Source organism: Chondromyces crocatus (genome assembly GCF_001189295.1).
In the GTDB taxonomy this organism is placed as follows: Bacteria; Myxococcota_A; Polyangia; order Polyangiales; family Polyangiaceae; genus Chondromyces; species Chondromyces crocatus.
In genome coordinates this window covers 3,222,835-3,249,691 of record NZ_CP012159.1, presented here as the reverse complement: position 1 = coordinate 3,249,691, position 26,857 = coordinate 3,222,835, and the positions used below count along the sequence as shown (strand labels likewise).

Sequence of the window (26,857 nt, the reverse complement as noted above, 5' to 3'; positions counted from 1 at the left end):
CGCCTCTAGCGAGGCTCGCAGGCGATGGTGTTCGCCACCCACTTGAGGAAGAAGAGCGAGTAGTGGTTGTAGGCGCCGGGCTCGCTCACCGTCTTGTACATCATGTCGTCGTTGTCGGCGCTGGCGACGCAGTTCCCCGTGTCGGCGTACATCACCCAGACGGCGTAGGTGTTCTCGGCGATCCAGTAGTTGGCGAGGCTCGCGGTCCACGCGCCGGTGCCCGCCGTCTCGCGCCGTGACGCCTCGAACAGGGTGGAGCCGCCGCAGGAGAGCACGACGTCTCTGGCAGCGCAGGCGCCACGCCAGACGGGGCCGCTGCCGCCTTCGAGGTACGCGGGCTGTGCGCTGGCGATGCGGGTGTGGTTCAGCGCGGCGGAGCAGAAGCGGTTGCCGTGCGTGCAGTCGAGGTCCGGGTACACCGACGAATGGTTGTGGACGAAGTTGCTGGCGAACTCGTCCCAGGGGCTGTCCTCGTCGGTGCCGCAGTAGGTGTTCTGGAAGGTCGTGAAGTTGCACCCGGCCGCGGCGGCGCGGGGGGCGTCGGTGCGGCGGATGCCCAGGCGGAAGGTCTCGCGCACGGGGATGCCTGCGCGGACGGCGTCGAAGATCTCGGGGGGCACGTCGGCGGCGCTGCCGGTGACGGTCTCCAGCAGGGCGACGGGGTCGGGGATGCTGTCGGTCAAAGGCGGGGCGGCGCCGGGATCCCAGGAGCTCTCGAGGACGCCGACGCGGCCATCGCCGAGGGCGCAGAAGACGTACTGGTTGTTGAGCGCGTCGGTCACGACGGCGATGGTGTCGTCGCCGCAGGGGCGCGCGTTCAGGGCTTCGATCTCGTCGAGGGACGTGGGCGCCCGGAGGTCCTCGGCGGATGCGTCGTCCGCATCGTGCGTCTCGTCGAGATCCGACGGCACCCCGCTCGTGCACGCGCCAAGGCCGGCCAGGAGCAGCGCCATCATCCAGGGAGTCTTGTTCATGATCACCTCGGCACGTCGCTTCAGCAGCAACCGTGCCGGTGGCGAGCGCAGAGGAAGGAGACGTCGACGAGAGGCCACGACGAGGGGCGCGAGGGGCGCGAAGGGCGCGAGGGCTGCGATTTCACCCGCGGCGATGCCGTCTTGGAGCGCAGTGCGTTCCGAGAGAGGGCCGGGCACTGCGGTGATGTCATGCGCGCGTGACGTACGGGTGCCTCGCCACCGTGTCGCTGTCATGGTGGTGTGACAGGCGGTGCAACCTCGAGCGCTCCAGGAGGATGTGCCTCGTCGGTGGGGCGTCTGCGTTGTCGAAGCAGCCACTCGTAGAGGTTTGGATCGTGGTAGGCGTGGCCCGTGCTGTAGGCGCGGCTCCACGAGTTGTGTCCGACGCTCGGGTAGATCGTGAAGATGGGTCGCGTGAACGAGGCCTCGGGGCAAGCATTGATGGCATCGACCATGCGCCTTCCCGCCGAGAGCCGCACGGTCGCGTCAGCGTCACCGTGAAATGCCCAGATGGGGATGTCGTGCTCGGCAATGACACAGGCTTTCCCCGCAGGGCCTCCCCCTGCAATGGGCGCCGCAGCGGCGATCTTGCGAGCGAGTGGCGGATGGGTCACGGCCGTGTAGGTGCCGTAACCGCCCATGGAGAGGCCCGTGAGATAGAGGCGATCCGGGTCGACGCGCTCGTCGGCCAGGACATGGTCGATCACGCAGGTCAGCCATGCGAGAGGATGTGCCTCGGGTCCGGTCGAGAGCTGGGGAGCGATGACGATGAGCTGCTCCGTCTTGCCGTCGACGGTGAAGCGCATGGGGTGGCCCTTCGAGATGTGCCTGAGCGGTCCGTCTTCCTCGTTCACGAGGTCCTGCAGGTTCTTGCCGCGCTGGCCCTTCCCGTGGAGGAAGATCAGGGTCGGATGGCGCTCGCTGCCAGTTCTGGCCTCGTCCGCCGGCCGGTGCTCGAGGTAGCCAATCGTCTCGCGGTCACAGGTCAGGGCGCGCTCCGCGAGGAGCGCAGATGTACTCGTTTCCGTGACGTTTTCGGAGCCCGCGCCGCTCTCGTGAGCGGAAAGCGCCTCGTCTGGATTCTCTGCCGTCCCGCAAGCTGCCGTCAGACACACAGCCGACAGTGCGAGCACCGCCTGCGTTGCCCCTTGCCTGGCGCTCGAAAAGAGCGCTGCCATTCCAGGCAAAGGGGCGCGTCTTCGGCTCATCACTTCTGTCGCGAGCCAGCGGGTCCGGCATGATTTCTCGGACATCGAGACCTCCTCGGGAATCCAGACTCGAGCGGCTCTGTGCCGGCTGCGCAGCTGGGCGGTGTGCACGCGCAGAACGCTCGAATCCGTCGACGGCACCCGGAGCAAGGGATGCGCCGTGAAGAAGGTGCGAGGCCATCAGGCGGTCACAGGGCGCGGGGCGCCATCACCAAGCGCAGTTCATTGCGAGCGGCTTTGGAAAGGTGGGCGAATACGGAGATCGACGTCTCGGTCCCCCGCGCGGCGTGACCGTGTTCATCACGCATTTGCTCTATGACGAACGCTTCACAGGACGCGCTCGTCATCCAGCGACAGCTCGGATTGGCGACACATCCGCCGGACGGCTGGTGATTGAAGCGTGGGCTTCATCCCACGGCTTCGTCGCAGACCTCCGGCATCGACGTCGCTGGCGGGGACGGCTTCCGCTGGCGGGGAGGGCGTCTACGAGGGCGTGGACCAGGGGAAGTAGACGGCGCGGAGGACGGTCGAGGCGCCGGTGCTGGTGAACTCTTCCCGGACGGCCACGGGCATGGCGTTGCGGGGGAAGATGCGGCTGGTGTTCGCGCTCGTGCCGTCCTCGAAGGTGACGTCGAGACGGACTTCCACGGAGCCTTCGGGGCGCCAGGCGTAGGTCGCTTGCATCGCCTTCACGGCTTCTTCCATGGCGCCGACGGCTTCGGGCTCGGGGGTGCCTTCGAGGGCGCGCTGGAGGAGGTCGCGATCGAGGCCGAGCTTGCGGTGCAGCTCGCGGGCGAGGGCGTCGTCGAGCCAGCGCTCGATCTCGTTGCGGTCCCGGCGCACCACGGCCTGCTTCTTCTTGCGGCGAAGGAGACGCTTCAGGACGAAGTAGAGCACGAGCGCGAAGAAGACGATCGAGGTGAGCGAGGTGATGGTCATGCGCGCCTCCGGACGCTCGGGCTTGACGACCTGCAAGGTGCCCGAGCTGCGTGCGGGCGTCGACCGGGAAATCCAGGGCGGGGAGGACGAGCGGAGGTGGCGGTCCCTTGTGCGGGAGGGGGGGTGATGGCATGCCGGCGGGTGGATGGAGGGTCAGGGCGTTCACCGGCCGGTGTGGCGGAGGTTCAAGGAGCGGTTCCTGGAGCGGGCGGTCGCGCATGTTCATGCGGGGGGTCACGCGGTGGTGGTGCGCGACGCCGGGCAGGTGGAGGTGCTGCTCGGGGTGGACGCGAGTGGGTCGGTGACGGCGCTGGGGCTCTGGGCGCTCCTGGCGATCGGGCAGCGGCGGTGGGCGCGGGTGGAGGCGGGCGCGGCGCGCGGGCTGGCGTCGGCGGTGGTGGGGGCGCGGCAGGTGGGTTCGGTGCTCGACTGGTGCGATCGGGACGGGGTGCACGAGGGGGCGACGCGGGAGATCCTGCTCGATTGCCTGGCGTGCGCGGCGTGCTGTCGGGATGGGCGGGTGGTGCTGGACGACGAGGACCTGGCGCGGTTCGAGGCGGCAGGGCGCGCGGAGCTCGGGGGGAGCGTCTTCGTGCGGCGGGCTGGAGGGAAGGCGGTGCTGCGGCTCGCCAGCGATGGGCGGTGCAAGCACCTGGAAGAGGAGCGGCGCTGCGCGATCTACGCGATCCGGCCCGGGAACTGCCGGGCGTTCTTGATGGGGAGCGAGGCGTGCCTGGCAGCGCGGGAGGAGACGCTCGGGTTGCGGGATGGGGCGCCCTTGGAGGGATGAGTGAGAGGCGCTGGAGGTCCGGGCTCGTGATGCCGGGGTGCCGTCATGGGCTGCGGTGCTGGAGGGCTGTGGTGCTGGAGGGCTGCGGTGCCGTCGTAACGGGGTGGTGACTGCGGAACGTGGGGCGGTGCGTCGGAGGGGGGACGCAGGGGGTGACGGAGGGGTGACGCAGTCCGTCCGTACATGTCTTGCTGGTGCGATGGAGGTTGGTGATCCTGTGATAGGGTGACCCTCCTTCCAGCTTGAACCATGACGGAATATCAAGATCGACGCGGACGTCTGTCTCCCTCTCTCCAGGATGCTCGCCGGGAGGGAGGCTTGCTTCGTGAGCGAGCCGTGCCGATGCCGGGTGACCAGCGGCCGCGATGGATGCGGCGGGCGCTCGTGGCGTCGTTGCTGTCGTTGACGGCCGTGGTCGCGGCGCCGCGTCCGGTCCTCGCGCAGGACGCAGGGGCGCTGCTCGACGAGGGCAAGAAGCTGATGGCGGCGGGCAAGCTCGCGGAGGCGTGCCCGAAGCTGGAGGAGAGCTACAAGCTGGGGCCGAGCCCGTCGGCGCTGTACCAGGTGGCGCTCTGCCACGAGAAGCAGGGGAAGATCGCGACGGCGTACGTGGAGTTCATCGACGCCGAGGCGGAGGCGCGCAAGGCAGGGAACAAGGCGCTGCAGCAGGACGCGAAGGTGCGCAGCGCGATGCTGGAGTCGCGCATTCCCCGGCTGACGGTGAAGGTGCCGAAGGACGCGGCGGAGGTGGAGGGGCTCCAGGTGCGCGTCGACGAAACGGCGCTGGAGCGCGGGAGCTGGAACCAGGCGGCCCCGGTGAACCCCGGTGAGCACAAGGTGAGCGCGAGCGCGCCAGGCCGGAAGCCGTGGGACAAGACGGTGAAGCTGCGGGCCGGCAGCAAGGAGAGCGTGACGGTGCCGGCGCTCGCGGTGGACGCTTCGGCCTCGCTGGACATCCCGGAGGTGCCCGAGGCGCACCCGGCGGACGCCACGAAGCCAGGCGAGGCAGGCTCGGGCGGGCCTGCGACCCCCGTGACGCCCGCAGTGACGACGCACCGGGCCGGGCGCTTCGTGTTCGATGTGGGGGTGGGGCCGTCGCTGCTGGTCGGGTTGATCGATCGGGGCACCGTGAGCACGGCGCCTTCCTACGACTACGAGATCTTCAACCGCAGCGCGGACGGGATGATCCTGCCGGAGATCGCGGTGTGCACGGTGGACACGTGCCAGGGGGTCTACGATCCGAGCGTGGGGCTGGTGCTCGGGGGGCAGGCGTTCGTGGGGTACGCGCTGCAAGAGGATCTGCACGTGGGCGCGCGGGTGCTCGGCGGTGTGCGTCTCGGCGGGGGCTACACGCTGCTCGGTGGCCCCTCGGTCTCGAAGCGTTTCGGCAGCAACCTGTGGGCCGGCTTGAGCTTGCTGGTGGGCGGCGTCGCGAACGATGCGAAGCCGGTCGGGGTGCGCGGGGAGATCCCGGCGGAGCTGCAGGAGTTCAACGAGGGCGCGACCGAGGTGGCGATCAACGTGGCGGCGCAGACGCCGCTGCCGGCTTCGGAGGTGGTGGGGACCTTCGCGTTCGGAGGCGCGGTGGAGATCTCGTACCAGCTCCTCGACAACCCGAGCGACAGCTGGCACTCGGGCGCGTTGATGGTGAGCGCCTGGCCGACGTTCCTGAAGGGGCTGGAAGGGTTCGCCATCAGCGTGCCGGTGACGCTGGGCTACCGGTTCTACTGAGCTGGAGGCGCTTCCTCGCGCTGGAAGCGCTGCCCTGAGCCGGAGGCGCTGCCCTGAGCCGGAGGCGCTTCCTCGCGTTGGAAGCACTTCACCGAGCCAGAAGCGCTTCACACGTCACGGAGCTGGAGGCGTTTCAGGAGCGTCCAGCGCGCAGCGGAAGCCGATGGTGGCGGCGGCGGTGACGGGGGCTGCGACGGTGCGCCAGAGGGTCGAGAGCTTGGTGGCGTCGTCGAAGAAGCTGCCGCCACGCACGATCTTCAAGGGGGAAGCGGGGTCGCCCTTGGGGTCCACGCCGCTCGGGGGGGTGGCGGAGAAGCCGTCGGAAACCCACTCGGCGAGGTTGCCAGCGAGGTCCTGGATGCCCTCCGGGGTGCGATCGCCCGGGTGGGTGCCGGCGGCGCAGGTGGCAACGGAGACGCCGATCTTCCGGCAGGCTTCGTTGCGGTCGTAGCAAGCGCGGTCGCAGGTGGGCTCGTCATTGCCCCAGGGGAAGGCGCGCTGGGTGGTGCCGCGGGCGGCGAGTTCCCACTCGGCTTCGGTGGGGAGGCGGCGGCCTCGGTAGCGGCAGTAGCTCTCGGCGCTGGCGTAGTCGACGCAGTTGACGGGGTGGTTGCCCTCGCCACGGGCGGCGTTGCAGCGCCGGGTCCAGGTGTCGACGTACTCGCGGTCGACGGGGGCGGCGGTGCTGCCTTCGGCGGTCTGTTCGGGGGTGACGGACACGTGGTCGGCGGGGGAGCAGAGGCGCTCGGCGACGCACGCCTGGTAGGCGCGGGTGGTGACCTCGGAGCGGTCCAGGAAGAAGCCGCGGGTGAGGGTGACCTGGCGCTGGTCGGCGCCCGCGCCGAACACCACGGTGCCCGGCTGGAAGAGGACCATGTCCTCGGGAGGAACGAACGGGGGGGCGGCCGAGGCGCTGGTGGTGGGCTCGGGTGAGGCGCTGGCGAGGACGGGAGGGACCTCGGGAGCAGCCGTGGGCGCGACGAGGGGGTTGCGCGCGCTGGCGCTGGCGCTGGCGGTGGGTCGGGGGGCGGTGGGCCGAGGGTTCGCTGGAGCGCGCGCGGGGTCGCGGGTGAGCTGGAGGTAGGTGGCGGCGCTGCCACCGATGAGGGCGAGCACGGCGATCCAGGGCCAGATGCGGCGGCCGGTGGAGGCGTCGCTGGATGCGGCGCCCGTCGTCTTGGGGGCGGCCGCAGATCCGGCCCCCCCTGCGCTGGGTGCTGGCGTGGCAGGGGGGGAGGCCGAGGGGTCACGGTCGGCCTGCGCCACGTCGCCGATGCGCAGGCCGCGCGGGGTCTCGAGCATGGAGTCGTCGAGGGCGGCCCGCGATCCTGCGCCGTGCTTGACGGTGGAGGCAGCGCGCAAGGATGGCGACGAGGAGAGCTGGCCGCGGGCGCCCTGGCCGCTGCTGACGGCGCCGTTGCCCTGGCCGCTCCCGTTGCCGCCAGCGCGGCCGCTGGAGGCGTCGAGGGACTCGGCGGGGATGGTGGCATCGAAGGCGGGGGCGTCCATGGACGGGGCGCGGGGGGTGGAGCCGCTGCCGGTCGGGCCGCTGTCGCCGTTGCCTCGGGGGCCAGCGGTCGCGACGCCACTGGCGGCGCCGCCGAGCCAGACGGCCCCCGCGGCGCCGGCTTCCTTGACGGCGGCGGTGAGGGCGTCCCACATCTCGCCGGCGCTGACGTAACGGTCCTTGGGCTCGACGGCGAGGGCCTTGAGGAGCACGCGCTCGACGACTTCGTCGACCTCGACGCCGCGGGAGCGCAAGGAGGGGCGAAGGTGCGGGTCGGCGGCGGCGATATAGAGCTGGGTGGGGTCGTCGCCGTCGAGGGCGCGGCGGCCGCTCACCAGCTCGACCAGGATCAAGGCGAGAGCGAAGACGTCGGTCCAGGGGCCGGTGGCGCCGCGCATCTTGCTGAACTGCTCGGGGGCGCCGTAGCGCGGGGTGAAGGCGCTGGGGCCGTCGCGGGTGGCGGCGAGGGCCTCGGTGAACGAGGCGACGTCGGTGAGGACCTTGGCGATGCCGAAGTCGAGGACCTTGAGGGTGCGGGTGCCGCCGACGTCGGTGAGGAAGAGGTTGGCAGGCTTGACGTCGCGGTGCGCGACGCGCTGGGAGTGAGCGACGGCAAGCGCGCGCGCGGCGGGTTCGAGGAGGCGCATCGCCTCGTCGAGGGGCATGCCGTACTCGTCGCGCTCGTGGCGCTCGCGCATGAACTGGGCGAGGGTCTGGCCCTCCAGCCACTCGAGGACGAGGTAAGGGATCCAGGTCCCGGTGTCGGTGGTGAACGCGCCGACGTCGAGCGCTTGCACGATGTTGGGGGTGAGGCGCGACAGGCGGTGCAGGAGGCGGCCCTCCTCGCGGAGAAGCTCCAGGAGTTCCTCGCGCTCCTTCTCGTCGAGGGCGGGCATCTTCAAGCACTTGACGGCGATGAGCTCGCCGAAGCCCTTGTGCACGGCGCGGTACACGACGCCGAAGCCGCCGTCACCGACCACCGAGGCGACGCGGTACTTCCCCTCGATGACGTGACCGGAGAGCTGGAAGGGATCGCCAGACGCCGGGGGCTCCACCATGCCCCCGCTCCTACCTCGCCTTCGCGCTCCGGCCTAGTCCTGCGTACCTGAAATCAGGGGTCCGGCGGCAAGCCAGCCGCTGCCCCAGCAGGTCACCGTCCCTGCTTTCCCGCCCGGAGCCGCAGCAGGAACTGGCGACGAACGCGAAGCGCGGTGTCCCTGCCTCGCGCGCCCCCCTTCGAGCGCCCCCGGCGAGGCGTGAGGATGCCCGGCTCCAGGCATGAGCGAGGCCACCGTGACCGCCGAACGCCTCCCTCGCCCAGCCGAGCGAGAACCGCTCCCTCGCCCAGCCGAGCGACAACCGCGCTGAACCAGGTGAGCGACAACCGCGCTGAACCAGGTGAGCGACAACCGCGCTGGCCAGCGGTCTCCCTTCCCTCCCCTCCGCGTGTGCTGCATCAGTCCCGGACCACACCAGCTCAGGACCATGCCCGATCCCGCCCTCATTCATGGTTTCCGGATGGCCAGCCCCCCTCCCCGCACCTGCGGACACATGAGCCAGGAGGCCGAGCCAGTTCGAAGGTGACGCTACACAGTCCGACGCAACCTCCAGCCCTCCGACGTTGCACGACAGGCGCCCGCCCCTGAACCCCGGAGCGTTCGACCTGGAACCGCAAGCGCTCGGTGCAACGCCAGCAGCGTCCGACCTTGCACCGGGAGCATCCGACGCAGCCTGTCGAAGATCATCCGCACGACAGCGCGGCCGAGCGGCACCACCACGAAGGCACGACGGCACGATCGCGCGGCACCACCACGCCGGCACGACGGCACGACGGCACGACGGCACGACGGCACGACGGCACGACGGCACGACGGCACGACGGCACGACGGCACGACGGCACGACGGCACGACGGCACGACGGCACGACGGCACGACGGCACGACGGCACGACGGCACGACGGCACGACGGCACGACGGCACGATCGCGCTGCACCACCACGCCGGCACACGATCGCGCGGCACCACCACGCCGGCACACGATCGCGCGGCACCACCACGCCGGCACATCATCCGCACGGCGCGCGACCGTGCAACACGACAGCGCGACCGTGCAACACGACAGTACGACGGCACGACAGTACGACGGCACGACAGGACATCATCCACACGACGGCGCGAGGGTGCAGCGCGACAGTACGACGGCACGTCAGGACATCATCCGCACGACGGCGCGAGGGTGCAGCACGACAGCATGATCACCGTCGACGTGCCTCACGACGTCGGGTCGTTCAGGTGCTTTGCTGTAGGGGCGGAGAGGGTAGGCGTACATGGCGCGCTGCATGTCGATGGATCCGATGTCGTGTCACGCGATGCTTCGTGACGTGCGGATGGCGCGGTGAAGTGCTCGGTTCCAGCAGCGATGCGTGCGTTACCTCGTCGACGTTCGAGCACGGAAAGAGCACGCGTCGTGCGACGTCGGTTCACTGCCAGAGGCCACGGGACGCGCCCGAACTGCTGGATCCCTGTCTCGCTTGCCCCTACTCTCTGCGCGGCCCTTCTCGAGGTGGCTCGCGCAGGGGCACGGTTCAAATTGCACCGGGAGCAGACATGAAGCGTATCTTTTACTTTGCGGCAGCTACCGCAATCACTTGCCTCTTCTCGATCGCTGGCTGTGACGGCGAGGAGCCCACGGGTCCCGGCCCGGGGACGGGCGGGAATGCCGGCGAAGGTGGGTGCGGCGATGCTTGTGGCTCGGGTCGTGCCATCCGGATCCACTACCAGCTGCAAGGCGACGGCGATGTGGCCACCTGGGGTGCGCACTTCTGGGGGGACGGCGCGGTGGTGTCGGCGCCGCAGTGGGCAAGCCCTCAGCTCTTCGACAAGTCGGATGATTTCGGCGGGTACACCGACATCCAGATCGTGGACGGCGAGGACGCGGGGACCACGTGGGTGGGGCTGATCCCGGTGCAGTGCGCCGATGGGAACTGCAAGAAGGACGTGGAGACGGCGGTTCGCTGGGCCGATCTCTACGCCAGCGAGGAGAACCCCGAGATCCGTGAGGGCTGGATCGTGCAGGGGCAAGCGATCCTGCGCGAGCCGCCCACCTCCACGGGGCCGGCGTTCAAGATCTCCAACCCGCACGACTTCATCGATCTCGGGAACGGGAGCGTGCGCCTGATGTTCCGGGTGGCGAAGGGCTCGAAGGGGGAGGTTGCCTACGGCACCGCAGCCGATGCGCTGACGGAGACCGTGAGCTGGAGCGATGGGGACGACATCAACAAGCAAGGCCTGGTGATCGACGGGCTCACGCCAGGGATGACGGTCCACTACCGGATCCGCACCTCGCTCGCGGCGAGCGAGGGCGAGCTCACCGACGAGCGGGATGGGCTTTCGCTCACGCCGGTCGCCGTCGATCCGGTGGTCGACACCGGCGACTGGGCGAACTGGGGGCGCCAGGGGGTGATGTACCAGCTCATCGTCCGGACGTTCGCGGACGGGGGCAGCGCGAAGGCCAGCGTGCAGGACCCGGAGATGGAGAGCGGGATCGACGGCGCGCAGAAGGACGGGGTCGGGGATCTCGTCGGGCTGCGGTCGAAGCTCCAGTACCTCGCGGATCTCGGGGTCGGTTCGATCTGGATGACGCCGGTGTTCGCGGCGAACAGCTACCACGGCTACGACACCACGGACTTCTACAACATCGATCCCGCCGTCGGCACCTTGAAGGACTTCAAGGATCTGACCGAGGCGGCGCACGCGCTCGACATCAAGATCATCGTGGATCTGGTGCAGAACCACGTGGCCGACGTGAACCCCTGGTTCGCGGCCGCGATCGATGACACCCACCCCGACCACGCGACGTACCGCGACTGGTTCCTGTGGTCGGATCAGTTCTCGAACATGTACACGGATCCGCATCCGTTCGACCCGTCCGCGGTGGTCTGGGCCTGCAAGAACTACCGCTGCTACCACCAGATCTTCGGGGGGGCGATGCCGGAGCTGAACTTCCGGAACCCGGCGGTGCGGGACGAGATGAAGAAGATCTCGAAGTTCTGGATCGATCTCGGGGCCGATGGGTTCCGTCTGGATGCGTCGAAGCACATCGAGCAGTTCGACGACGACAACGGGGTGGACCTGGCGGTGCACGGGACCCACGTGTGGTGGAAGGAGTTCAACGCCTATGTGAAGCGTGACGTGCCGCGGCCTTCGGGCTCGGCGACGGTGCTGCTCGCAGGCGAGAACCGCTGGGATGATCCGGCGGTCGCGAACAACATGGTGCCCTACGCGGGGGACATGGACTCGCAGTTCGACTTCCCGTTCCGCACGCTGCTGGCGAACTTCGCCAACGGTCAAGCGGGGGACGCTGCCGATTTCGTGAAGTACGTCAATCAGCTGCGCACGGACAGCGCGGTGGTTTCCAGCGGCGGAAATGCGAACCACTTCTATCAGCGGTTCCTGTCGAACCACGATCTGGAGCGGCCCGCGACCCAGTTCAAGGACGCGGCGGGAGCGAACCTGCTGGCCGTTCTGAAGCAGTCGGCCACCGTGGTGCTCACCCTGCCCGGGATGCCGGTCGTGTACTACGGCGAGGAGCTGGGCAAGGAGGGCAAGCGCGACAAGTACCCCGGCGCCGACGTCGAGGGCGACTGGGATCGCGACGAGCACATCCGCGAGCCGATGAGCTGGTTCGAGGAGCAGATCTTCATCGAGGAGCTGCTGGAGGGCGAGCGGGTGAAGTTCCACGACGTCGACGTCGCGGCGACGAACACGGCGAACGGGGTGACGGCGAGCGACGCCGGGGTCTGCAGCGCGCCGAACCCCGACTACCGCTTCGTCAAGTACATGTCGAATCCAGAACCGGCGTCGGTGGAGGCGCAGGAGGGCGACATGGGCAGCCTGCTCGAGCACTACCGGAAGCTGATCCAGATCCGGAAGACCCACCACTTCATCACCAACAGCGGCGTGGTGGTGCAGAAGGTCCTGGATAACGAGACCTGGTACGAGTACTCGCTCACCGCGGGCGGTCAGTCGCTGTCGGTGCGCTTGAACCGGACGGGGACGGCGCAGAATTTCTCGCGTACGAGCGTGACCGATCTGCTCTCCGGATCGAACGGGCCGGGGTTCCAGGTGCCGCCGCACGGCGCGGTGATCCTCCAGGCTCAGCCCTGATCTCCACCTGACGCCATGATCTCCGCTCGACGCCGTGAACCCTGACCAGCTCGTCTTCCTCGATCGGCTGGATGGTCCCTGGACCGCGCTCCTGGTTTACGGCGTCGGCGGTCTCTTGCTCTGCGCTCACCTCGCCTTCGCGCTGCACCGGTGGCTGACCCACCGGCGCGCAGCGGCGCAGGCCAGGCTCGATGAGTCCCGCCCTCCGAAGCTGACGCCCGGCTTCACCTCGCTGTGCGGCGTGGTGGAGACGGACGACGAGCGGCCAGCCATCCGCTTGACCCTCTGGGAGGAGGGGATGGAGTGGCAGCACCGGGGGTCGTGGCGCCACCGCTGGAAGGAGCGGTCGCGGGAGCTGGAGACGCGGCCGTTCACGCTGCTGCTGCCCACGGGAGAGCGGATCCGGGTGCTGCTCGACGAGCGGGTGATCTACGTCGACGCGCTGCAGATCCGTCTGTTCACCGGCACGGAGCGAGAGCGTTCCGCGGAGCTTTCGGCAGGGCAGCAGGTGCGGGTCGATGGGGTGCTGCTCTGGAATCGGTCGGGGCGCAGGACGGAGGGTGTCTACCGGGGAGGCACGGCGCCGACGTCGATGGTGCTGCGCGGTGGGCGCACGGAGTCGCTGCTGATCGCGGTGGGCGGGCTGAGCGCCGGTCACGAGGCGTGGGCGCGGTGGTACGGGCGCGCCGCTTCGTTGCTGGGGCTGACGCTGGCCCTGGTGCAAGGCGTGGCCTACCGGTCGTACCACGCGCTCCAGATCGCCGGGGTGGTGGTGAGTGCCGACATCGTGGGGCAGCAGGTGTACACGACGGCCTCACGCCACGGCGGGCGGGTGCACTACCGGCTCCACGCGCGCATGCAGGACGAGGCGGGACGCGCGTACGGCCTCTCCGACGAGGTGCCCAAGCCTCTGTGGGAGGAGGCGACGCGCCGGACCGGGGCGCTGAAGTCGGTCCCTTTCCTGGTCGTGCCGTCGTCACCCGAGATCCACCAGGTGGGGACTCGGCCCGCGCTGCCGAGGGGGCCGGGTCTGCTCGGTCATGCCGCCGCCCTGGCAGCGCTGGGGACCTTCTGGTGGCTGCGCCGGCAGGCGACGCCCTGGTACGAGCAGCGGCGGGTGGTGGAGCGAGGTTCGGGCTCGCTGACGTCGAGTGTGCTGGCGCAAGAGGCGGCGCAGTCGGTGCGGCGCGCGTCGGCGACGGGTCCTTCCGCGTCGAGCCAGGCGCCCACCGTCGGCTCTGGCTCTGGGTGAGCGGTGCTCGGGGTCCGGCGGAGACGCTCTCGGGCTCGGGGGTCTGGCTGAGACGCGCTCGGGCTCTGGCTCCGGCGGAGCGTCGTCGTCACCGAGGCGAGGGAGCGAGGGTGGAAGCTCGCCCGAACTGGCGTTCGAAGGCACGCAGGTTCGGCTGATCGCGACCGCGGTCGTAGACGGCGAAGACGATGCGATCGAAGGCGCCCTGGAACCGGGCCAGCGCGAGGGTCTGGGCGAAGGCCGCGGCGACGTCTTCGGGGCTGTTGCGGAAGACGCCGCAACCCCAGGCGCCGAGGATCACGCAGCGGTGGTCGTGGTGGCCCGCTGCGGCGAGGACGAGTTCGGCGCGGCGATCGAGGGTGCTGCGGATGGCCGTCGGCGAGGCGCGCTCCTGGCGGCGGGCTTCGCCAGCGTTCGGCGCCGGGGCGGTGAGGAGGGAGAGAGCGAAGGGCTGCTCCAGAAGCTCGTAGCGCTCGTCCCGGAAGAAGGGGACGTCCGGTGAGTAGACGAGGTGGTCGGTGTACAGGAAGGAGCCGAAGCCGCGGTTGCGGGTGTAGTACTCGCGCTGTTCGATGAGGCAGGGGTAGAGGGCGGAGCAGCGGGCGAGGTCCTCTTCCTGGGCCTTGGCGCCGTTGATGAAGCCACCGCCAGGGTTCTTCGCGGAGGCGAAGTTGAGGGCGAGGACGCGCGCTTCGCCTTCCTGCTCGACGAGGCGTCGGCCGGCAGCGCCGGTGGTCTCGTCGGTGACCTCGATGCGCGGGGGTGCGTCGCGGCGCGCCGTGGGCGTCCAGTCGTCGAGGGTGCCAGGACGGTGGAGCACGGTGCGTTCGACGGCGGTGCTCACCTCCTTGCCGATGCGTACGGTGCGACCGGAGGGGGCCTCGTAGGAACCACGCTGGTAGATGGCGAGGTTCTCGGTGGCGATGGCCTTGAGCTTCATGCGCGACGACGATGCCTGCAAGGGCGGGCATCGTCCAGCGTGGGACACGGGTTCGGCGCGTGGGTCACCCCTGGATCGAGGGGTCGGCCACCGTCGAACGTGGCGCTCGGTCTTCGCTCGGGGGGCGTCCGGAGTCGACGCGAGGGTGGTAGGCTCCCCGGCGATGCGGACATCGTGCTGGGTTCCTTTTGCTTTCGCGCTCCTCGGGTCCATCGGGTGTGAGTCGACCGCGAGCGCTCCGCCGCCGCAGTCGGCCCACGAGGGCGCGGCCGTCACCAAGAAGCGCGACGAGAAGATCCCGCCCTTCCGGTTGGGGCACTTCTCGAGCCCGGATGGGTTCGTGGCCATCGTGCTCGATCGGACGGGAGAGCTGCCGAAGGTGCAGCACGATCGCGAGAAGGACGTGGTGGAGCTGTTCGTGGAGGAGGCGAGGGACGCGGGCGAGGTCGCCGGTCACTGGCTGAACGGGCCGGGGGGGCAGCACTGGTTCTTCCTCGGCACGGACGGGGCGCTCTGGTTCATCCGGCCCGAGGCGCGTGCCAACGCGACGGTGCGTCACCTGCGCAGTGTGGCCACGCCGCTCAGCCGAGATGCGGAGGCCGATCCGCTCGGCGCCCCCACGCAGCGAGGGAGCGCGACGCCGCCTCCCGAGAAGTCGGCGTACGAGAAGGCAGGTGAGCAGCTCGAGGCCCTGTCGGTGCGGGCGCGGCTGCCGAAGTTCCTCCCCGAGGAGTCGGGGAACCTGGCGAAGATCGAGGAGGCGCTCGGGGCGATCGACGCCTCGATGCTGGTGCGGGTGAGCGCGAAGGGGGCGGCAGCAGCGCGGTGGGCGCCAGCGTCGGAGTACATCGGGAACGTGCAGCAGGGGCTCGGCGGTCGGATCGATGGCTACGCGTCGGACGATCCCTGGGACAAGGCCGGCAAGGGGCTGGCGAAGCACGGGGGTCAGCTGCGGGCGCGGGTGGCGTTCGGGGAGCCGAGCCGGCTCCGGACGCACCTGCTCACGGGGTGGCCGCCGCCACTCGCGGAGGGGACGCCCGGGGTGGTGTGGATGGTGAGCGGTGGGACGGTGGTGTTCGTGTCGCTCGATGGGGGTCGTTACGTGATCAGCATCCCGAACGATGTCGCCGAGCAGGGGCTGCCGGTGATACCCGGGGCTGGTGCGCTCGCGCAGTGGCCGGCGCCGGTGCAGCACGCGCTGGTGGACGTGGACTCGATCCGCGGCTTCGCCAAGGGAAACGCGGTCCCGGCGCAGGTGGGGAAGGACATCGAGGCGCTCGACGACGCCTGGTTCCAGTGCGTGAACAAGGCGTGGGGCGAGGGCCGGAAGGAGGGGGAGAAGATCGAGGCGTCGCCGGAGTCGTACGACCGGAAGCGAGGCAAGCTCTCCGCCATCCCGAAGAAGTACGAGACGAAGGCGCAGAAGGACTGCGCCGAAACGAAGCAGAAGCTGGAGGAGGGTCTCGTGGCGTTCATCGAGGCGCGGACGAAGGCGCGTCTCTCGCTCCACGAGAAGGCCAAGGCGCGAGCGGCCGCGCTGGGGGTGAAGTAGGCCGCCGGAGGCGTGGGCTGTCCGCCGGCATACCGGCTCGTCTGTGACGTACGCGAGGAGGTGCAGGGTCTCGGCGTTGCCCTGCGCACCGATGGTAAGCTCCCGCCGTGACCCTCAGCGCCGCCCCAGAACCGTCGAGCCCCGGTTTGGCACCGCCTGAGGTCGGGCCTCGTCCCCCGCCCGTGGAGCTGGATCCCGGGCGAGCGGCATCGACGGAGCCTCCAGCGCCAGGGTCGCAGCGGGCGTCGCAGCCCAGCCTGCGGCCGCCCTCGGCGTCGTTCTTGCCAGCCGCGCCGGCCGGGCCGGGGTTCACCGAGCGCAGGAAGACGTCGCCCGTCTCGGTGCGAGAGAAGGCGACGCAGAGCGGGCGGTTCGTGCGGGCGTACGCGACGACGTTCGCGGTGCTGGCGAGCTACCTGTGGTTCTCGCTGCTCTCACGGATGTTCGGGCGTGCGTGGTCCGAGGCGCGCGTGGGTGAGGTGCATCGGCGCAACGCGCGGCGCATCGAGCGGACGATCATGCGGCTGCAGGGGCTGTTCATCAAGGTGGGGCAGCTCCTCAGCATCATGGCGAACTTCTTGCCGGCAGAGCTGCGCGAGGGGCTGACGGGGCTGCAAGATCAGGTGCCTCCGCGGCCGTACGCGGAGATCGAGGCGCGGGTGCAGGCGGAGCTGGGGAAGCCCGTCGCCGAGCTGTTCGCCAGGTTCGCGGAGGAGCCGATCGCGAGCGCGTCCCTGGGGCAGGTGCACGAGGCCTGGCTGAAGGACGGGACGCACGTGGCGGTGAAGGTGCAGCACCGCGACATCGACGAGATCGTGCGGCTCGATCTGGCGACGATCCGGCGGATCATGACGATCGTGTCGCTGTTCGTGCCGGTGCGAGGGCTCGACGCCTACTACCACCAGGTGCGGGCGATGATCTCGGAGGAGCTGGATTTCGCGCTGGAAGCGACGAACATCGTGCGCATCTCCGAGAACTTCGCCGGGCAGGATCGGGTGCGCTTCCCGAAGCCGGTGGGGGGGTACTGCACGCACCGGGTGATGACCACGACCTTCGTGGAGGGGGTGAAGGTCGGGGACCTGGCCGCGCTGGAGGCGCTCGGCGTGGACCGGAAGGAGCTGGCGCGTCGGATCGTGCAGACGTTCTGCCAGATGATCTTCGTCGACGGGATCTACCACGCGGATCCTCACCCGGGGAACATGCTGGTGGGGCGCAACGGGGAGCTGATCCTGCTCGACTTCGGCGCGGTGGCCGAGCTGAGCCCGCAGACGCGCGAGGGGATCCCGGAGTTCCTGGAGGCGGTGATCCGGCGCGATACGGAGCGGATCATCAAGGCGATGCGGAAGATGGGCTTCCTCGCACGGGGGGATCACCTCGACGTGAGCGAGAAGGTGGTGGAGTTCTTCCACCAGCGCTTCCAGGAGGAGGTCCGGCTCGATCGCTTCAACCTGAAGGACATCAAGATCGATCCGCAGCGGGGCATCGAGAGCTTGATCGATCTGCGGCGGATGAACATCGGGCTGAAGGAGCTGTCGGGGGCGTTCCACGTGCCGCGCGACTGGGTGCTCCTGGAGCGGACGCTGCTGCTCCTGACGGGGCTGTGTACGCAGCTCGATCCGGAGCTGAACCCGATCGAGGTGGTACGTCCGTACCTGCAGGAGTTCGTCCTGGGGAACCGGGACTGGGCACAGATCGCCCTGGAAGCCGCGAAGGACATGGGCCTGAAGGCCCTGACGCTGCCCGACGATCTCCGCAAATACCTGACCCGGGCGAACCGGGGCGAGGCGGAGGTGAAGGTCCGGGGGCTTTCCCAGGCCGCAGGGTTGATCTATGCGGGAGTGCAGCAGCTCATCTTCGCGGCGCTCGGCATCGCAGCGGGGATGGCAGCACTCCAGCTCCACCTGGCAGGTCAGGTGGCGCTCTCGAGGGCCTGTCTGTACGGGGCGGGTGGAGCGCTTTCGCTGCTGGTGCTGAGCATGCTGTTCACGCGGCGGGCATGAGGAATGAGGGCATGGTAGGGACCGTTTTCAAGGTGTCGCTCCGGGCGCGTCCGGGGACCGAGGCAGGGGACATGATCGACGAGGCTGCTGTGGCGCAGGAGTACCAGGCGCGTCTCGAGGCCGACCTCGCCGAGGCGCAGGCCACGGTGAAGCGGCTGGACGAGGAGCACGCGGAGATCGGCGTGCAGCTCCGGGAGGAGCCAGGGGAGCAAGGGCGCGCAGAGCGGCGGCGGGTGGCCGCCGAACGGGAGGAGGCGCGGAGCCGGGTCCAGTCGGCGCAGACCGGCTTGACGCTGCTGCGGCTGCAAGGCTCGCCCTTCGGCCTGATCGCCGAAGACGAAGGCGTGCTCGGGATGATCGCGGTGACGGTGCCCAAGGGGACGTCGACCGCGCAGCGAGAGAAGATCATCGCGGAGGATCTCGTCGAGCAGCTCACCAGCGCGGCAAGGTCGCTCGGGGTGGTGCTGGGGGCGTCGGCGGATCGCTACACGCGGGAGCGGCGGGGGCGCGACAGCGCAGGCAGGACGGTGCTCGATGTGCTCGGACGCATCGAGGGAGACCTGCTGGTGCCTGCGGTCTCGCAGTCGCGCAAGCCAGCGCACCGCTAGAGACCCGATCGGGGCGCTTCTCGAAGCTCGTCGAGCGCCGGGCAGAGGGACTGCCCCCAGTCGGTCAGGTGGTACTCGACCTTCGGTGGCATCCCGCTCGGACGCCCCATGACGCCGCGTGAGGTCGCCGACCTCATCGCGTTCGTGGTGTCCCCGCGCGCGGGCTCGATCACAGGCACGGAGTTCGTCATCGATGGAGGCACCGTGCCCACGGCGTGATGCGTTCTGCCGCCGTGCGCACCACGTGGTTGGCCCACCGTCACGCTGCCGCGTGGTCCGTGGGCCCTTCAGCTCACGGCTTCTTGATGCGCTCGCGGATCTCCCGGGCGCGGGCCGCGCTGGCGGGGTGGGTGGAGAGGATCTCGGGGACAGGCTGCGACTCGAGGCCTTCGAGAAAGCGCGCGAGGCCGTCGGGGGAGTGACCCGTTCGCTGGAGGAGATCGACGGCGAAGCTGTCGGCGTCCTCTTCCATCTCGCGGCTGAAGCTGAGGGTGTCGAGCTGGGAGGCGCCGCCGATGAGGGTGGCGGTGATGCCGTTGATGTCGCCGAGCACGTAGGCGAGCACGATGCCGTAGACGCTGTTCCGGATCAGCGAGCGGACGCCATGGCGGCGCACGGCGTGGCCGAGTTCGTGGGCCATCACGCCACGCAAGGCGTCGTCGTCATCCCGGGTGCGATCCAGGAGGCCGGTGAGAACGAAGACCTCTCCCCCCGGGAAGGCGAAGGCGTTGGTCTGGGTGTCCCGGAGGACGGTGAGACGGGGGCTCACGAGGGTGGCTGCTTCCTCGGGGGTGAGCTGGGCGCGAAGCTCGTCGAAGACACGCGTGGCGCGCGCTCGGTCTTCGTCCGAGGGTGGCTCCCCGAGTCCATGCTGGGCGCGCATGGCTTCGCCGCCGACCTTGCCGATGGCAGCGTCGACCGAAGCAGGGACCTGCGCGAGAAGAGCGCCAGCCGCGTATCCCGCACAACCTCGCAACCCGAGGAGGATGAGGGCGATGGCTCCCAGGAGGAGGAGGAACTCGCCGAGCACCCGCTTTCCGCTGTGATGGAAGCCCCGAGGAGCTACCTTTCCCGCTTCCGGTTCCGCCATGACTCCGTTATACCCCTCGCCGAGCAGGGTCAGGTATGCAGCATATTGTCAAGTACGGTCCCTCGTTCTCGATGCTTCAGCTCCAGCTCAACCCGGGCGAGGTGATCATCGCCGAGGCTGGCTCCATGGTCGCGCGCTCCACGAGCCTCCAGATGGACGTGAAGCTCAACGCGGGGCGAAACGCGGGTTTCTTCGGGAAGCTGAAGGCGATCTTCATCGCGCTCATCCGGAAGGTGATCGGAGGAGAGACCTTCTTCGTCAACCACTTCTCGTCGCCGCAAGGTGGCTGGGTGTGGCTGGCGCCATCCCTGAGCGGCAACGTCCGGCATATCCCGCTGCAGGGGCAGGCGATGCTGTTCAGCGCGGGTTCGTACCTCGCGAGCGCTGGCGACGTGGACCTGAAGATGCGCTGGGGCGGCTTGCGGGCGATCCTGTCGAAGGAGGGCGCCTTCTTCGTGGAGGCCTCCGGCCAGGGGGATCTGTGGGTGACGAGCTACGGCGCGATCGATGAGGTGTACTGCAACGGCACGTACATCGTGGACAACGGCCACATCGTCGGCTTCGACTCGACGCTGGACTTCAAGATCCGGAGCGCGGGCGGGGGGCTGATGGGCTTCGTGGCCTCGGGTGAGGGTCTCGTCTGCGAGTTCCAGGGCCAGGGGCGGATCCTGATCCAGTCGCGCAACACGAGCTCCCTGGTGAGCTGGTTGACGCCCATGCTGCCGCCCTGAGCGACGAACGAAGGATTCAAGCGATGCAGGTCAACCTTCTTTATCGACCTTCCCAGGCCCTCGCGCAGTGCTGGCTCGCCCCGGGCGAGAGCGTGCTCGCCGAGAGCGGCGCCATGGTGGGGATGTCCACCAACGTGGCGATGCAGACGCAGTCCGGCGGCATCATGTCGGGCTTGAAGCGGATGTTCGGCGGTGAGTCGTTCTTCCGGAACACGTTCACGTCCCAGGGTGGCAACGGCGAGGTGCTGTTCGCGACGCCGCTCTGTGGCGACATGCTGGTGCTGGACGCCGGTCACCGGCAGTACTGCTTGCAGAGCAGCGCTTACGTCGCGTCGAGCCAGGGCGTCGACGTGCGAACGCGCGCGGGCGGCATGAAGGGGTTCTTCTCCGGGGCCGGCCTGTTCATCCTGGAGACGCAGGGGCAGGGGCAGGTCGTCATCGGCGCGTTCGGCGCGCTCGAGGAGGTCCGCGTGGACGGGTCGTTCGTGATCGACACGGGCCACCTGGCAGCCTGGGACTCCAGCCTTCAGTACCGGGTCGGGAAGAGCGGCGCAGGCTGGATCGCCTCGTGGCTGTCGGGCGAGGGCCTCGTCTGCACCTTCGAGGGACAAGGCAGCGTCTGGCTCCAGTCGCGCAACGCATCCGAGTACGGCGCCGTCATCGGCGCCATGCTTCCCCCGCGAAAGTAGAAGGACCGGAGGATCACGTGCGGCAAGAGATCCGTCACAACCCTGACTTCGGCGTCCTTCAGGTGACGTTCGATCAACCCGGCGAGCAGATCATCACCGAGAGCGGCGCGATGGTCGCTCGCGACACGGCGATCGACATGAAGACCAACCTGCAAGGTGGTCTCGGTGGTGCGCTGAAGCGGAAGCTGCTCGGCGGCGAGAGCTTGTTCCAGAACACGTTCACGGCCACGGCGCCGATGCAGACGATGTGGGTCGCGCCAGCCCCCGAAGGGGCGGTCGAGTGCGTGACGCTGCAGCCGGGGATGGAGATCTTCCTGCAGTCCGGCGCTTACCTGGCCTCGACGCCCGGCGTGACGCTCGACACGAAGTGGCAAGGCGCGAAGGGGTTCTTCGCGGGCGGGTTCTTCCTGCTGCGAGCTTACGGGCAGGGGCTGATCTGGTTCTCGTCGTACGGTGCGCTGCACACGGTCGACATCGGCCAGGCGTACCGCGGGTACATCTGCGACAACACGCACCTGGTCGGGTTCACGGCCGGGTTGCAGTACCAGGTCCGCAAGCTGGGCGGCTTGAAGAGCCTCTTCCTCTCCGGCGAGGGGCTCGTCTGCGAGTTCCAGGGGCAGGGGCGCCTCTGGATGCAGACGCGAAATCCGAGCGCGCTCGCGTCGTTCATGCATCCTTTCCGCCGGGTCGAGGCCCGCGGCGACTGAAGGAGACGCCTCCCGGCGTCGCCTGGGCATTCCGCAATAACCCCTCTTTCTCACCAGCGCCGGATTTTTCCGGGAGGCGCCAGGACCCCCTGCGGGTCGACTTCCGCTGGCTTGTGACGCAGGGACGGAGCGCAGAGGCCCCAGCGGCGTTGCGTTTCGGGAGCAGGCCTCGCTAAAGTAGTGCGGCCTCGCGGAAAGCCCTCTCAGAGGGGCGCGCCCGGCCCGCCGGGCGACCGATCGCAAATCAACGGACGAGCCGGCTCCCCCCCCCAAAGCCCTTCTGCCATGTGGAAGCTGACGATCGAGGACGACGAGGGAAAGCAAACGACGCTCCCTCTCGCCCACGATGAGTATGCGCTAGGCCGCGACGAGGCAAACTCGATCCGCCTCACGGATCGCAACATCTCGCGCAAGCACGCGGTCCTGTCGAAGAACGGCCAGGGATGGACGGTTCGCGACCTCGATAGCTACAACGGCACGTTCGTCAACGGTGTCCGCGTCGCCGGGGATCAGCACCTCCGCCACGCCGACCTGGTGCAGCTCGGTGACTACCGGCTGGAGGTGATCGACGAGTCGCTGCTGGCCGTGCCGACGCCGGCGCCGGAGGGTCGAGGGACGACGCTCTCGCCGCTGCACACGCGACCCGATCGGCTGGTGATGATCGTCGGGCCGACGCCAGGCGCCGAGTTCGCGCTGGATGGGGAGCGGCTGAACATCGGTCGCTCCGAGGAGTGCAGCGTCTCCATCAATCACAGCTCCGTCAGCCGGTTGCACGCCGAGCTGCTGAAGATCGACAAGGGCCGCTATGAGGTCATCGATCAGGGCAGCGCGAACGGGATCCGCATCAACGGCGTGGAGCTGAAGCGCGGTCTGCTGGAAGCAGGGGATGCGCTCGAGCTCGGAGACGTCCGGCTGCGCTTCGTGGGCGCAGGGAAGATCTTCCGGCCGGTCGAGACCTCCCTCTTGAACCCCGTGGTGACACCGGCGGGTGCGCACGGGGCGCAGTCGGGTCTGCGAGGCGGGGGCGGGACCTGGAAGATCGCCGTGGCGCTCGTGCTGCTGGTGGCGCTTGGCGGCGCCGCGATTTTCGCCATCACCCACACGCCGACCGACGACGGCAAGCAGGTGGAGGGCGCGGCCGCGACACGGCCCGAAGATCAAGAGCGGGGACTGCTGCAGCGAGCGAAAGAGGCGCTGGACCGAGGGGAGTACGACAAAGCCCACGACCTTGCGCAGCAGATCCCGGAGGCGTCCGTCGTGCGCCAGGATCCGCTGTTCCGCGAGGTGGAGAACCGCTGGGCGCAGCGCAACATCGAGCGGGGTCAGGATGGGAGCCTGTCCACCGCGCAGCGCTACGAGCTGCTCGCGAGCGTTGCCGGGACGCCGACGGTCGATGCGAACCTGAGGGACCGAGCCATCGAGCTGATGGCCGTCGTGGTGGAGCAGGATCCCACGTTGCCACCCCCGCCCGAGCGGATGCGCCCGAACCAGAAGCGACCGCCGGGTGGAACGGCCACCACGACGCCGACGTCGAAGACGGCGCCGAACCAGAGCCCGACCACGACGTCGAAGACGCAAGAGACGGCAGCGGCCCAGGTGCCGGAGTTGAGTGGCTACGCGGCGCAGCGGAGGCAGCTGGAGCCGAAGGTGTGGGGCGGCAGAGCGACCATCGAGGAGATCAAGCTGCTCCGCGCTTACTGCTCCCACATGGAAGACAAGGCGTGTCGTGATCGCGCCACGGCGATGCTGAAGCAGAGAGAGGCAGCCGGGCAGTGACCGCGGAGAGCGCCGGGCCTGCCCCGGCGCGAGAGCAGGAGCAGGGCAGGAACGGCCTGCTGTCCAAGGCGACGCTGGCGCTGGCGACGCTGGGGTTGCTGGTGGCGATTCCTTACGGGATCCCTCGCCTCGAGCGGCTGCGCTTGCTGTCGCCGCTGCCGGAGGGCGAAGGGCTGGTCGCGGTGCCGACACCAGCGCCGATGACGTCGGTGGGTGAAGCGGCGCTGCAGGTGGAGACCACCGAGCAGGCCGAGCTCCAGCAGCCCGAGGAGCCGGAGATTCCTCCGGCGGCGGCAGCGGTACTGCCTTCCAGCGTGACGGAGGAGAAGCCGCCGAGGTCGATCGAGGATCCGGGTGGCCACGCGCTGGATGCTTTCTTCAAGTCGCTGGCCGCGACCGAGCGAAAGGAAGCCGGATCCATCGCGCGCATCACCTACTTCGGCGACTCGATCGTCGCGAGCGACTTCGTCACGGCGACGCTCCGACGGAAGCTGCAGAAGCGGTTCGGCGATGCTGGCCACGGCTTCATGCTGATGGCGAACGCTTGGCCCGGGTACTTCCACAACGACGTGGTGCGCTTCGCCGCGCCAGGGTGGCAGGTGAGTCGCGTGGTCGGGCCCTTCGCGGAGGATGGCCTGTACGGGCTCGGCGGGGTCTCGTTCCGCTCGCAAGGTGCCGGCGTCTTCTCGCGGTTCTCGACGACGAAGGAGGGCGCGTTCGGCCGCGCCGTGTCGCGGTTCGTGCTCGATTACCTGGAACATCCGGGTGGCGGGCGCATGGCCATCAAGATCGACGGCGCTCCGCGGGAAGAGGTCGACACGGACGGGGAGGCGCCCCGGGCCTTGCTGAAGGTGTACGAGGTCCCCGATGGTCCGCACGAGCTGGAGGTGCGCGCGCTCGGGCCCAATGTGCGCACCTTCGGGGTGTGGATGGAGCGTGACGTGCCGGGTGTGGTGCTGGACGCGATCGGCATCCAGGGCTGCCGCATTCGGTTCCTCGACAAGAGCGACGACGCGCACTTCGCGCAGCAGCTGCAAGCACGGGCGCCTGCGCTCACGGTGTTCCAGTTCGGGATGAACGAGAGCGAAGACGGCGAGCTGTACCCGCTGGACCAGTACGAGCAGACGATGAAGGCGGTGCTGGATCAGGTGCGCGCTGCGCTGCCCGGTTCGTCCTGTTTGCTGGTGGGTCCGATGGATCGGGCCGATCGGCGCGGCGATGTGTACCGGAGCCGGCCGGTGATCCCGAAGCTCGCGGCGATCCAGCGCAAGGTCGCAGGCGAGGTGGGCTGCGGTTTCTGGGATACGCTCACCGCGATGGGTGGGCCGGGCTCGATGGGCGTGTGGGCACAACGAGGGCTGGGCGGGGCCGATCTGGCACATCCGTCGAGCGCGGGCGCCGAGGTGCTGGGGCGCTGGGTGTACCTGGCCTTGATGGAAGCCTACGCCGGCTGGCAAGCCAGAGCTGCCGAGTAACGAGGCCCACGGAAAGGAGGCGGTTCGTCCTTGGGTCTGCCGGGAGACCGCGGGATAATGCGCGCCCCTCATGGCGCCTCCCCCTTCCCTGTCCACAACCGGGCTCGCCTTCGCTCTGGCTCTCAGCACGGTCGCCTGCAACGCGATCACGGGTGCCGATGATCTGGTGATCTACGGAGAAGGGAACTCTGGGTCCGGGGGCTCGACGACCGGAGGCCCAGGCTCGGGCCCTACGAGCGGCAGTGGCATGGGTTCGTCCAGCAGCGGCGTGGATCCGACACCGATGGTGGGCGCCGCTGGGGTCAGCGTGCGTGAGGTGGCGCTGTCTCAGGGGGTCAAACGCCCTCTGATGCAGAACGGCGTCGCGTCGTCGTCCACGATCCCCATCGTCTTCGGCCGCGATGCGGTGCTCCGGGTATTTTACGACGTCGACGCGAACTACAATGGTGGCCCGATCACGGCGCGATTGCATCTGGATGGCGTCACGACGCTCGAGGTGGTGACGGATCGGCTGTTCCCGACCTCGATCGAGCCGAACCTGAGCAGCACCATCAACTTCAATCTGACGGCCGATCTGGTGCTGGGCGCGATCTCTTACCGCGTCGAGCTCTTGCAGCGGCCCAGCGAGTCGCCTCTCGACAATCCTGCAGCCAAGTACCCGACGGCGGGCTTCGATACCGTCCCTGTCGCGGCGACACCGGCGCTCCTCAGGATCGATATCGTGCCGATCTCCTATGGCGCCGATGGCTCGAATCGGGTGCCCGACCTGTCCCCCGCGCAGCTCCGACGATATCAGGATTACTTCTACGCCATGTACCCAGCCACGAGCGTGGATGTCGTGGCGCAGCAGCCGATGGCGTGGAACCTCGCGATCGGTGCCAATGGTTCGGGCTGGGATCAGGTCCTGGACGCGCTGGCCTCCTACCGGACGCAGCAGGGGCCCGACCCGAATACTTATTACTATGGCGTGTTCATGCCGAGCCCCACCAAGGACCAGTTCTGTGGTGGCGGCTGCGTGGCCGGCCTCGGCTTCGTCGCCGCGCCGCAGGATAGCTATGCGCGGGCCGCCATCGGTCTCGGGTATCCCGAAGACAACATGGACACCGAGACGGCCGTGCACGAGATCGGCCACACCCACGGCCGCAATCACTCACCATGCGGCGGAGCAGGGGGTCCCGATCCGAGCTTTCCCTACTCGGACGGGGGAATCGGAAGCTGGGGATACAATATCCTCACGCGACAGCTCTATGATCCGACCGTCTTCACGGACCTGATGGGCTACTGTGTGCCCATCTGGATCAGTGACTACACCTTCCGCGGGCTGTTTCAGCGAATGCAGCAGCTCGGAAGCGCCAGCGTGGTGTTCCCTCCCGAGGTCCTCGACAGAACCTACGATCGCGTCCGTGTCAGCCCGGACGGTGTGGCGACCTTCCTCGATCCCGTGACGCTCCATCGACCCCCGATGGCCGAGACGATCCAGGTCGACGTGCAGACGGCGAGCGGAACCCAGCGGGTCGCTGCGCAGCTCTATCGCTACAATCACCTCGAAGGTGGTCAGGTCCTCTGGCCTCGTACGCAAGAGCAGGCGACGTCGGCGGTCATCGAGTTCGACGGAAAAGCCATACCCGCCCAGCGTTGATCCCGGCGTCCCAACACCGGCTGCTCCCTCGGATTCGTTCATCATTTTCTTCGCGCTGGGAGCAGCGCAGTCCGGTAGCTTC

The 26,857-nt window shown here is 69.0% G+C and carries 19 protein-coding genes and 2 pseudogenes; 14 read left to right on the top strand and 7 right to left on the bottom strand.

Annotated features, from left to right (window positions below; all coding sequences use genetic code 11):
• Nucleotides 1-5 precede the first annotated feature (5 nt).
• From CMC5_RS12075 to CMC5_RS12065, 3 genes are all read right to left on the bottom strand, one after another.
• Nucleotides 6-974, bottom strand: coding sequence for a hypothetical protein (locus tag CMC5_RS12075; protein WP_156338504.1), 969 nt, complete (start codon nt 972-974; stop codon nt 6-8).
• Nucleotides 975-1,204: 230 nt separating this feature from the next.
• Nucleotides 1,205-2,227, bottom strand: a complete 1,023-nt coding sequence (locus tag CMC5_RS12070) for a carboxylesterase family protein (protein ID WP_156338503.1) — start codon at nt 2,225-2,227, stop codon at nt 1,205-1,207.
• Nucleotides 2,228-2,665: 438 nt separating this feature from the next.
• Nucleotides 2,666-3,121, bottom strand: a complete 456-nt coding sequence (locus CMC5_RS12065; protein ID WP_050430548.1) for a hypothetical protein — start codon at nt 3,119-3,121, stop codon at nt 2,666-2,668.
• Nucleotides 3,122-3,266: 145 nt separating this feature from the next.
• Here CMC5_RS12065 and CMC5_RS12060 point away from each other — a divergent pair, with 145 nt between their 5' ends.
• Both CMC5_RS12060 and CMC5_RS12055 read left to right on the top strand, forming a co-directional pair.
• Nucleotides 3,267-3,911, top strand: a complete 645-nt coding sequence (locus CMC5_RS12060) for a YkgJ family cysteine cluster protein (RefSeq protein ID WP_050430547.1) — start codon at nt 3,267-3,269, stop codon at nt 3,909-3,911.
• Between the two features lie 342 nt (nt 3,912-4,253).
• Nucleotides 4,254-5,642, top strand: a complete 1,389-nt coding sequence (locus CMC5_RS12055; protein ID WP_156338502.1) for an outer membrane protein assembly factor BamD — start codon at nt 4,254-4,256, stop codon at nt 5,640-5,642.
• Between the two features lie 114 nt (nt 5,643-5,756).
• Here CMC5_RS12055 and CMC5_RS12050 read toward each other — a convergent pair whose 3' ends face one another.
• Nucleotides 5,757-8,207, bottom strand: coding sequence for an SUMF1/EgtB/PvdO family nonheme iron enzyme (locus CMC5_RS12050; RefSeq protein WP_050430545.1), 2,451 nt, complete (start codon nt 8,205-8,207; stop codon nt 5,757-5,759).
• A gap of 1,550 nt (nt 8,208-9,757) precedes the next feature.
• Here CMC5_RS12050 and CMC5_RS12045 point away from each other — a divergent pair.
• Together CMC5_RS12045 and CMC5_RS12040 are read left to right on the top strand one after the other, a co-directional pair.
• Nucleotides 9,758-12,316 (top strand): alpha-amylase family glycosyl hydrolase, encoded by a 2,559-nt coding sequence (locus tag CMC5_RS12045; RefSeq protein WP_050430544.1) that lies wholly within the window; start codon nt 9,758-9,760, stop codon nt 12,314-12,316.
• A gap of 34 nt (nt 12,317-12,350) precedes the next feature.
• A complete protein-coding gene (locus CMC5_RS12040) occupies nt 12,351-13,568 on the top strand; it encodes a hypothetical protein (protein WP_050430543.1) in 1,218 nt (405 codons plus the stop codon).
• Between the two features lie 88 nt (nt 13,569-13,656).
• On the opposite strand, the gene CMC5_RS12035 is transcribed toward CMC5_RS12040, so the two are convergent.
• Entirely contained in the window at nt 13,657-14,508 is an 852-nt protein-coding gene (locus CMC5_RS12035; protein ID WP_050430542.1) for a TIGR02452 family protein, read from the bottom strand.
• Nucleotides 14,509-14,671: 163 nt separating this feature from the next.
• On the opposite strand from CMC5_RS12035, the gene CMC5_RS12030 reads away from it, so the two are divergent.
• From CMC5_RS12030 to CMC5_RS12020, 3 genes are all read left to right on the top strand, one after another.
• The gene (locus tag CMC5_RS12030) at nt 14,672-16,060 is read left to right on the top strand and encodes a hypothetical protein (protein ID WP_050430541.1); all 1,389 of its coding nucleotides are present in this window, start codon (nt 14,672-14,674) and stop codon (nt 16,058-16,060) included.
• A gap of 146 nt (nt 16,061-16,206) precedes the next feature.
• Entirely contained in the window at nt 16,207-18,060 is a 1,854-nt protein-coding gene (locus CMC5_RS12025) for an ABC1 kinase family protein (protein WP_245678410.1), read from the top strand.
• A gap of 11 nt (nt 18,061-18,071) precedes the next feature.
• Entirely contained in the window at nt 18,072-18,668 is a 597-nt protein-coding gene (locus CMC5_RS12020; RefSeq protein WP_245678409.1) for a hypothetical protein, read from the top strand.
• On the opposite strand, the pseudogene CMC5_RS46890 reads toward CMC5_RS12020, so the two are convergent.
• Nucleotides 18,665-18,760: pseudogene (locus CMC5_RS46890) on the bottom strand (winged helix-turn-helix transcriptional regulator); the annotation flags it as partial. The gene CMC5_RS12020 and the pseudogene CMC5_RS46890 sit on opposite strands and share 4 nt — an antisense overlap.
• On the opposite strand from CMC5_RS46890, the pseudogene CMC5_RS47450 reads away from it, so the two are divergent.
• Nucleotides 18,750-18,887, top strand: a pseudogene (locus CMC5_RS47450) (SDR family oxidoreductase); the annotation flags it as partial. The pseudogenes CMC5_RS46890 and CMC5_RS47450 overlap by 11 nt on opposite strands.
• 73 nt (nt 18,888-18,960) lie before the next feature.
• Here the strand turns inward: CMC5_RS47450 and CMC5_RS12015 are convergent.
• Nucleotides 18,961-19,758 (bottom strand): M48 family metallopeptidase, encoded by a 798-nt coding sequence (locus CMC5_RS12015; protein ID WP_050430540.1) that lies wholly within the window; start codon nt 19,756-19,758, stop codon nt 18,961-18,963.
• A gap of 35 nt (nt 19,759-19,793) precedes the next feature.
• Here CMC5_RS12015 and CMC5_RS12010 point away from each other — a divergent pair, with 35 nt between their 5' ends.
• The 6 genes from CMC5_RS12010 (at nt 19,794) to CMC5_RS11985 (ending at nt 26,775) form a co-directional block, all read left to right on the top strand.
• Entirely contained in the window at nt 19,794-20,489 is a 696-nt protein-coding gene (locus CMC5_RS12010) for a TIGR00266 family protein (protein WP_050430539.1), read from the top strand.
• A gap of 23 nt (nt 20,490-20,512) precedes the next feature.
• Nucleotides 20,513-21,178: a TIGR00266 family protein gene (locus tag CMC5_RS12005; RefSeq protein ID WP_050430538.1), complete on the top strand. Its 666-nt coding sequence runs from the start codon at nt 20,513-20,515 to the stop codon at nt 21,176-21,178.
• A gap of 17 nt (nt 21,179-21,195) precedes the next feature.
• The gene (locus tag CMC5_RS12000; protein WP_050430537.1) at nt 21,196-21,885 is read left to right on the top strand and encodes a TIGR00266 family protein; all 690 of its coding nucleotides are present in this window, start codon (nt 21,196-21,198) and stop codon (nt 21,883-21,885) included.
• Between the two features lie 285 nt (nt 21,886-22,170).
• Nucleotides 22,171-23,661, top strand: coding sequence for an FHA domain-containing protein (locus tag CMC5_RS11995; RefSeq protein ID WP_050430536.1), 1,491 nt, complete (start codon nt 22,171-22,173; stop codon nt 23,659-23,661).
• Entirely contained in the window at nt 23,658-25,136 is a 1,479-nt protein-coding gene (locus CMC5_RS11990; RefSeq protein WP_050430535.1) for a GDSL-type esterase/lipase family protein, read from the top strand. Before CMC5_RS11995 ends, CMC5_RS11990 begins: the two co-directional genes overlap by 4 nt.
• Before the next feature lie 247 nt (nt 25,137-25,383).
• The gene (locus CMC5_RS11985; RefSeq protein WP_156338500.1) at nt 25,384-26,775 is read left to right on the top strand and encodes a hypothetical protein; all 1,392 of its coding nucleotides are present in this window, start codon (nt 25,384-25,386) and stop codon (nt 26,773-26,775) included.
• Nucleotides 26,776-26,857 lie beyond the last annotated feature (82 nt).

What these genes read in the sequence shown, in the direction of transcription:
- CMC5_RS12075 (WP_156338504.1), bottom strand. Translation starts at nt 974, where the DNA reads ATGAACAAGACTCCCTGGATGATGGCGCTGCTCCTGGCCGGCCTTGGC.
- CMC5_RS12070 (WP_156338503.1), bottom strand. Translation starts at nt 2,227, where the DNA reads ATGTCCGAGAAATCATGCCGGACCCGCTGGCTCGCGACAGAAGTGATG.
- CMC5_RS12065 (WP_050430548.1), bottom strand. Translation starts at nt 3,121, where the DNA reads ATGACCATCACCTCGCTCACCTCGATCGTCTTCTTCGCGCTCGTGCTC.
- CMC5_RS12060 (WP_050430547.1), top strand. Translation starts at nt 3,267, where the DNA reads ATGGAGGGTCAGGGCGTTCACCGGCCGGTGTGGCGGAGGTTCAAGGAG.
- CMC5_RS12055 (WP_156338502.1), top strand. Translation starts at nt 4,254, where the DNA reads ATGCCGGGTGACCAGCGGCCGCGATGGATGCGGCGGGCGCTCGTGGCG.
- CMC5_RS12050 (WP_050430545.1), bottom strand. Translation starts at nt 8,207, where the DNA reads ATGGTGGAGCCCCCGGCGTCTGGCGATCCCTTCCAGCTCTCCGGTCAC.
- CMC5_RS12045 (WP_050430544.1), top strand. Translation starts at nt 9,758, where the DNA reads ATGAAGCGTATCTTTTACTTTGCGGCAGCTACCGCAATCACTTGCCTC.
- CMC5_RS12035 (WP_050430542.1), bottom strand. Translation starts at nt 14,508, where the DNA reads ATGAAGCTCAAGGCCATCGCCACCGAGAACCTCGCCATCTACCAGCGT.
- CMC5_RS12030 (WP_050430541.1), top strand. Translation starts at nt 14,672, where the DNA reads ATGCGGACATCGTGCTGGGTTCCTTTTGCTTTCGCGCTCCTCGGGTCC.
- CMC5_RS12020 (WP_245678409.1), top strand. Translation starts at nt 18,072, where the DNA reads ATGGTAGGGACCGTTTTCAAGGTGTCGCTCCGGGCGCGTCCGGGGACC.
- CMC5_RS12015 (WP_050430540.1), bottom strand. Translation starts at nt 19,758, where the DNA reads ATGGCGGAACCGGAAGCGGGAAAGGTAGCTCCTCGGGGCTTCCATCAC.
- CMC5_RS12010 (WP_050430539.1), top strand. Translation starts at nt 19,794, where the DNA reads ATGCAGCATATTGTCAAGTACGGTCCCTCGTTCTCGATGCTTCAGCTC.
- CMC5_RS12005 (WP_050430538.1), top strand. Translation starts at nt 20,513, where the DNA reads ATGCAGGTCAACCTTCTTTATCGACCTTCCCAGGCCCTCGCGCAGTGC.
- CMC5_RS11995 (WP_050430536.1), top strand. Translation starts at nt 22,171, where the DNA reads ATGTGGAAGCTGACGATCGAGGACGACGAGGGAAAGCAAACGACGCTC.
- CMC5_RS11985 (WP_156338500.1), top strand. Translation starts at nt 25,384, where the DNA reads ATGGGTTCGTCCAGCAGCGGCGTGGATCCGACACCGATGGTGGGCGCC.